This is a genomic window from Shewanella sp. POL2, assembly GCF_000282755.1.
Classification (GTDB): domain Bacteria; phylum Pseudomonadota; class Gammaproteobacteria; order Enterobacterales; family Shewanellaceae; genus Shewanella; species Shewanella xiamenensis.
This window is the reverse complement of the sequence record NZ_AKZL01000139.1, coordinates 1-6,978: the sequence shown is the minus strand read 5'-3', so window position 1 is coordinate 6,978 and position 6,978 is coordinate 1. Positions and strand designations below refer to the sequence as shown.

General features: G+C 46.8%; 6 protein-coding genes and 1 tRNA gene. 3 read left to right on the top strand and 4 right to left on the bottom strand.

Annotated elements, in window-relative coordinates:
* Window positions 1-3: 3 nt before the first annotated feature.
* The 4 genes from SHEWPOL2_RS21130 to SHEWPOL2_RS21115 form a co-directional block, all read right to left on the bottom strand.
* Window positions 4-80 (bottom strand) — tRNA-Met (locus SHEWPOL2_RS21130).
* A 207-nt stretch (window positions 81-287) separates the two neighbouring features.
* A complete protein-coding gene (gene ychF, locus SHEWPOL2_RS21125; RefSeq protein WP_037431408.1) occupies window positions 288-1,379 on the bottom strand; it encodes a redox-regulated ATPase YchF in 1,092 nt (363 codons plus the stop codon).
* A gap of 137 nt (window positions 1,380-1,516) precedes the next feature.
* Window positions 1,517-2,104: an aminoacyl-tRNA hydrolase gene (pth, locus tag SHEWPOL2_RS21120; RefSeq protein ID WP_037431406.1), complete on the bottom strand. Its 588-nt coding sequence runs from the start codon at window positions 2,102-2,104 to the stop codon at window positions 1,517-1,519.
* Window positions 2,105-2,271: 167 nt separating this feature from the next.
* Window positions 2,272-3,486, bottom strand: coding sequence for an FAD-dependent oxidoreductase (locus SHEWPOL2_RS21115; protein ID WP_037431410.1), 1,215 nt, complete (start codon window positions 3,484-3,486; stop codon window positions 2,272-2,274).
* A 501-nt stretch (window positions 3,487-3,987) separates the two neighbouring features.
* On the opposite strand from SHEWPOL2_RS21115, the gene miaB reads away from it, so the two are divergent.
* The 3 genes from miaB to ybeY all read left to right on the top strand — a co-directional run.
* A complete protein-coding gene (gene miaB, locus SHEWPOL2_RS21110) occupies window positions 3,988-5,412 on the top strand; it encodes a tRNA (N6-isopentenyl adenosine(37)-C2)-methylthiotransferase MiaB (protein WP_037431405.1) in 1,425 nt (474 codons plus the stop codon).
* Window positions 5,413-5,656: 244 nt separating this feature from the next.
* Window positions 5,657-6,721 carry a PhoH family protein gene (locus tag SHEWPOL2_RS21105; RefSeq protein WP_037431403.1) on the top strand — a complete coding sequence of 355 codons (1,065 nt, stop codon included), beginning with the start codon at window positions 5,657-5,659 and terminating at the stop codon, window positions 6,719-6,721.
* Window positions 6,711-6,978, top strand: a 268-nt coding sequence (gene ybeY, locus SHEWPOL2_RS21100; protein WP_037431401.1) for an rRNA maturation RNase YbeY, incomplete at its 3' end; no start/stop codon positions are given. The genes SHEWPOL2_RS21105 and ybeY, both read left to right, overlap by 11 nt.

Below are 6,978 nucleotides of genomic sequence, written 5' to 3'. Positions count from 1 at the left end.
AAATGGTAGCAATGGCGGGACTTGAACCTGCGACCCCAGCATTATGAGTGCTGTGCTCTAACCAGCTGAGCTACATTGCCACTTCGTTATTGCGCGCCCCTCGTAGCGAGGAACGGGGCGTATTATGCTTATTCGAGGTATCGAGGTCAACAGCTTTTTTTCGCTATTTTCCTTGATACAAACCGTTCGGCTATTACTTCACCAAACTGAGCAACAGATACACTAAATCAGCCTCTGTTGCCCGTATTTTGCCTAACTTTCTACAGCTTAGCCCAATAATGGCTAACTTATACGTTAAACAGGAAGTGCATCACATCGCCATCTTGAACGATATAAGTCTTGCCTTCTACACGTAACTTACCCGCTTCTTTGGCGCCAGCTTCACCTTTATAGGCAATAAAGTCGTCAAATGCCACCACTTGTGCACGGATAAACCCACGTTCGAAGTCGGTATGAATAACGCCCGCCGCCTGTGGTGCAGTCGCGCCTACAGAAACGGTCCAAGCACGCACTTCTTTTACGCCCGCAGTGAAGTAAGTTTGCAGGTTCAATAACTGGTAACCCGCACGGATTACGCGATCCAACCCAGGCTCTTCTAACCCAAGGTCTGCCATAAACTCATCGCGTTCTTCAACATCCATTTCAGCCAATTCTGATTCAATTGCAGCGCACACTGAAACCACAATGGCGTTTTCTTTTTCAGCAATGGCACGCACTGCATCTAAGTGTGGGTTATTGTCAAACCCATCTTCAGCCACGTTGGCAATGTACATGGTTGGCTTTAAGGTTAAGAAATTTAAGTAAGCAACAGCTTCTAATTCTTCCTTAGAAAGATCCATCGAGCGCAGCATTTTGGCTTCATCGAGCACTGGACGCATTTTCTCAAGGACTTCTACCTCAAACTTAGCGTCTTTATCGCCACCCTTAGCTCGTTTTTGCTGACGAATAACGGCGCGCTCTAAGCTATCTAAGTCGGCAAGCGCCAACTCGGTATTGATCACTTCGATGTCACGAGCAGGATCCACTTTGTTTGCAACGTGAACGATGTTGTCATCGTCAAAACAACGTACCACATGACCAATGGCATCGGTTTCACGGATGTTAGCAAGGAACTTGTTCCCTAAACCTTCACCTTTAGAAGCACCTGCAACTAGGCCTGCGATATCCACGAACTCCATGGTGGTTGGCAGTATACGTTGAGGATTAACAATTGCCGCCAGCGCATCTAAACGAGGATCCGGCACAGGCACTACACCAGTGTTTGGCTCAATGGTACAAAACGGGAAGTTTGCCGCTTCGATGCCAGCCTTAGTTAACGCATTAAAAAGCGTTGATTTACCTACGTTAGGAAGACCAACAATGCCGCATTTAAAACCCATATTCTTACCTTTCTCTCGATGATTGGCTGGCAAGTCACACTCACCAGCAAGTTTTAGTCGCACTGCCCCTTGGCAGCACATTGATAAATCGTCTTGACGTTTGAATAGCGACCTATAACAAAGCGCCTACCCAAATATTACTCCGCTTTAAAGGAGTGTAATCGAGTCATGGCTTTCACCATGTCCTCTTTAAATAAAATTTCAGTTGAGCGAACGGCTTCGTCTACGGCAGCATTGATCAGCTCTTGCTCTTTCGCGGGAGCCTTACCCAGTACGTAACCACTGACTTTATTTTTATCGCCGGGATGACCAATCCCAATCCGTAAACGATAGAAGTTTTTATCATTGGCTAATTTGGCAATAATGTCTTTTAAACCGTTATGACCACCATGGCCGCCACCGAGTTTAAATTTAGCCACGCCCGGTGGCATATCCAGCTCATCGTGGGCCACCAGAATTTCTTCAGGTGTAATACGAAAGAAATTAGCTAAAGCACCTACGGCTTTACCACTTAAGTTCATATAGGTAGTCGGTATGAGTAAACGCACATCTTTACCGTGTAATACGGCTCTGGCTGTCAGGCCAAAATACTTGCTATCGGCGACTAAGCTCACACCACAAATACGGGCTAATTCTTCCACATACCAAGCACCCGCATTATGGCGAGTCTGGGCATATTCAGTACCCGGATTGGCAAGCCCTACGATTAATTTAATTTCGCTCATGACACTCACTAATGGCACTCAATACTGCGTTAATTGGTCGATGGCAAAGCACACAGGTCGACCATATTGAGCTAATAATGCCGCTTATACTCGTTAAAAACGCGGCATTTTAGCACTCAATGCGTAAGTCAACAAATACCGAGTAAGCAAGTGCTCACAACGAGGAACTAATTGAGCCCCATCGCATACTTAAGTACAGTTTGTTTGATGGGAGAATTGATATTGGCCAATTTTAATGCGCCATTGCGAAGTAATTTAAGCGGCAAAATATCATTACTAAAGCTAGCGTAAAACACATCCATAGTGGTCATCATCAGCTGATTATCAAGGTAACGTTTTGCTTGATATTGGCTTAATACCTCGGTTGACCACCATGGTTTATCCTCAGTTAATGCCGTCTTGATGGCTGTCAATAAAGCTCCAACATCTTTAAATCCAAGGTTAACCCCTTGACCAGCAAGCGGATTAATGGTGTGCGCTGCATCCCCTAAAATCACCACATTTGGCTTAAAATAAGCCTGAGCATGCCGGCGCGTGAGCGCAAAGCTGCCCTTGGCCTCAACCGTAAAATCACTGTCTAAACGAGATGGAAAATGCTGGCGAATTTGGTCGGCCAACTGTTTATTGTTCAGTTGCATTAACTGTTTGATGCGATTGGCATCATCATACCAAACTAACGAGGCATGATTACCGGGTAAAGGTAACAAGGAACGTGGGCCGCTAGGTGTAAATTGCTGCCAAGTCACATCTTGTTGACCTTGGGCGGTTTGGATATTAATCAGCATGGCCGATTGAGCATAGTCCCAACCCGAAATCCCAATGCCCGCCCATTGGCGTACTTGAGAATTCGCACCGTCAGCGCCAACCAACAGCTTAGCCTCAAGTGAATAACCGGATTGTAAGTGCACGCTTACCGTATCAACGCCACGCGCAAAGTAGGCAACGCGCTCAGGGCAAAAGAGTTGAATATTTTCCCATTGCTGCATTTGCTCCCACAGGGCGAGCTGCACTAAACGGTTTTCAACGATATGGCCTAAATGGCTAGCGCCGATTTGTGAACTATGGAATTGAGTAATACAGCCATCAAGCTCCCAGGTTTCCAAGCCCAGATAAGGCACATTACGCATGTTAAGCAGACTCTCAAGCGCGCCTAACTGCTCGAGTAACTGTTCAGAGGCCACGCTTATCGCCGACACGCGTACATCTAATGCCTGCTCGGGGGAATAAGCCTCGGGCGTAAAGGACTCAACTACAGCAACGTTAAGTCCTTGCTGTGCAAGACCAATCGCCGTTGCCGCGCCCACCATGCCGCCACCGACTAAAACCACATCAAAAGATTGAGTCTCTGATGTTATCGATGCAGATTGCTGTGTTTGGCTCATTGTTTGGCTCATCTTAATTACCACTCATATTGTTGTTTAGACTTGTCAAATGCACCTTGTCACACCATCGCCATTCGCAACTGCTGCGCTGTAAATAATGCATTGGCTGCCACACCAACCATGTAAACGTTACCGTCAGTTACCGCAACAGGCTCGATTATGCCCTATATCACTACACCACGGAAATGTTGAACGTATTTCGACTCTAAATCCGTGAAGACATTGGCATTTGCTCCAGCAATAGCTTGTTGCCAATGGCAAATGTCGCACTAAGTCACCAAGAATAAATCACCTAAAACCCATCAATAGCGATAAACCTAGCTTCTTTGTGGGTATCATAATCCGATAGGATTAGCGAGTAAAAATGTGGACAACGCTGGTCAGCAGCCACAACTGCGGGTAAAATGTCGCGCTATTTTGACTGGGCGGTCTGTTGGTCTTTTTACAAGGCAACGACGGCTCGGGACTCTTTTTACAGGGCAGCGTAGGGCAACACAACTGATGAGCAAAAAACTCCATATTAAAACTTGGGGCTGTCAAATGAATGAGTACGACTCATCTAAGATGGCGGATCTTTTAGGCGAATACCAAGGTTACACCTTAACTGAAGAAGCAGAAGAAGCAGATATTCTGCTGCTGAACACTTGTTCTATCCGTGAAAAAGCACAGGAAAAAGTGTTCCATCAGTTAGGTCGTTGGAAAACACTCAAAGATAAAAATCCTGACCTGATTATTGGTGTGGGTGGCTGTGTTGCATCTCAAGAAGGTAAAGCGATTAAAGACCGAGCTCATTGTGTTGACATCATCTTTGGACCACAGACGCTTCACCGTCTACCGGAGATGATCGAACAAGTACGCCGCGGCGATAAAGCTGTGATCGACGTGAGTTTTCCTGAGATCGAAAAATTTGACCGTCTTCCCGAACCACGCGCCGAAGGCCCAACGGCGTTTGTGTCAATTATGGAAGGTTGTAGCAAATACTGTTCATTCTGCGTGGTACCTTATACCCGTGGTGAAGAAGTCAGCCGCCCATCGGACGACATCATTCTTGAAATTGCCCAACTGGCAGAACAAGGTGTGCGCGAAGTTAACCTGCTCGGTCAAAACGTCAATGCTTACCGTGGCGCAACCCACGATGGCGGGATCTGTACCTTTGCCGAGCTATTACGCTATGTTGCCGCTATCGACGGCATCGACCGTATTCGCTTCACCACCAGTCACCCCATTGAATTTACCCAGGATATCATCGACGTTTACGAAGATACGCCTGAATTAGTCAGCTTCCTGCACTTACCAGTACAGTCAGGTTCTGACCGCATTCTCACCGCAATGAAACGTGGCCATATGGCGATTGAGTACAAATCTATCATCCGCCGTCTGCGTAAAGCCCGCCCTGATATCCAAATCAGCTCCGACTTTATTATTGGTTTCCCTGGTGAAACTAAAGAAGACTTCGCCGATACCATGAAGCTGATTGAAGATGTAGGTTTTGACCACAGCTTTAGCTTTATCTACAGTGCGCGCCCAGGCACGCCAGCGGCAGATTTACCCGATGACGTTGATATGGAAGAGAAAAAGCAACGTCTGGCGATTCTACAAGACCGTATCACTCAACAGGCCATGCGTTACAGCCGCCATATGATGGGTACAGTGCAACGCATTCTGGTTGAAGGCCCCTCGGTGAAAAACCCGATGGAACTGCGCGGTCGCACCGAAAACAACCGTGTAGTGAACTTTGAAGGCTTACCAAAACACATTGGTACCTTTGTGGATGTCGAGATTGTCGACGTTTACACTAACTCGCTACGCGGTAAATTTATCCGCGGTGAAGATGAAATGGATCTGCGCCGTAACCTGCGCTCATCAGATATTCTGGCGAAGCATAAGCAAGATGATGAACTGGGCGTAACTCAATTTAAACCTTAAGGGTTTAAATCTTCGGTTCGTGCACCTATATAAAGAGGGCGACAATGTCGCCCTCTTATTTTATGGCCATAACAACTGCCTGCTATTAGTGATTTTCCGTTAGCAATTATGATAGATGACTCGTAAACTGAGATTATCTTCTGAATAGAGGCTGCGATAGTTGACTGACATCGCACTTAGCTTTCACTCAGCACTTTGCTTGGTATTTGATAATTTGCTTGTTATTTGACAATAGGAGTACTGTTTGTCCAGTAAATTAACCACTATGAATCTGTATCTCGAACCCGCAGAAACCCGCCGTTTGGCTTCACTGTGCGGTCCCTTCGATGACAATATCAAACAGATTGAGCGTCGCGTTGGCGTTGAGATAGTCCGTAAGAACAACCATTTCCAAATTACCGGATTACCACGTCACTGTTTAAGTGCCAATAACTTACTTAAGCAGCTCTATATTGAAACTCAAACGGTCAAGAGCAGCACGCCGGATCTCGACCCTGAACAAGTGCATTTGGCCATTCAAGAAGCCATTGCCCTAGAGCAGGACGACAGCGGTGACGATAAAGCCTTAGTTATCAAAACCCGCCGTGGCGTGATAAAACCGCGTAACCCCAACCAAAGCACCTATGTGGCCAACATTGTGCGCCATGATATTACCTTTGGTATTGGTCCAGCGGGCACAGGTAAAACCTATTTGGCCGTTGCCGCCGCGGTTGATGCACTAGAGCGTCAAGAAGTGCGCCGTATTCTGCTCACCCGCCCTGCGGTTGAAGCGGGTGAAAAACTCGGCTTCTTACCGGGCGATTTAAGCCAGAAGGTCGACCCCTATCTGCGCCCACTTTATGATGCCTTGTTTGAAATGCTCGGCTTTGAAAAGGTCGAGCGCTTAATCGAGAAAAACGTTATCGAAGTAGCGCCTTTGGCCTACATGCGTGGCCGCACCTTAAACGATGCCTTTATTATTCTCGATGAGAGCCAAAACACCACGGTTGAACAGATGAAAATGTTCTTAACCCGTATTGGCTTTAACTCACGCGCGGTCATTACTGGTGACATCACCCAAACCGACTTACCCAAACATGTTAAGTCAGGTCTGCGCCACGCCATTGAAGTATTAAGCCAAGTGGAAGAAATCAGCTTCAACTTCTTCGTGTCTCAAGACGTTGTGCGTCATCCTGTGGTTGCTCGCATTGTCGAAGCCTATGAGGCTTTTGATCGTAAAGAGCAGGCATTAAAGGCCGAAAAAGAGCGCCGCGACAATCAACAAGCGCACCCACAAACGCAACAGGAAGTTTTAAAGCATGAGTCTTGATTTAGCCTTAGATGTGCAATACGCCACGGCGAGTGACTATCTTCCTAGTGAAGAACAATTTGCCCTCTGGGTAAAAACCGCCATTGGTAATAGCATGGAACAGGCGGAGCTGACGATCCGCATCGTCGATGCCCGTGAAAGCCAAATGCTAAACAGCACTTACAGAGGGAAAGACAAGCCCACTAATGTGTTGTCGTTTCCCTTTGAAGCACCGCCAGAAATTGAACTTCCGCTGCTTGGAGATCTTGTCATTTGTG

What these genes read in the sequence shown, in the direction of transcription:
- ychF (WP_037431408.1), bottom strand. Translation starts at nt 1,379, where the DNA reads ATGGGTTTTAAATGCGGCATTGTTGGTCTTCCTAACGTAGGTAAATCA.
- pth (WP_037431406.1), bottom strand. Translation starts at nt 2,104, where the DNA reads ATGAGCGAAATTAAATTAATCGTAGGGCTTGCCAATCCGGGTACTGAA.
- SHEWPOL2_RS21115 (WP_037431410.1), bottom strand. Translation starts at nt 3,486, where the DNA reads ATGAGCCAAACACAGCAATCTGCATCGATAACATCAGAGACTCAATCT.
- miaB (WP_037431405.1), top strand. Translation starts at nt 3,988, where the DNA reads ATGAGCAAAAAACTCCATATTAAAACTTGGGGCTGTCAAATGAATGAG.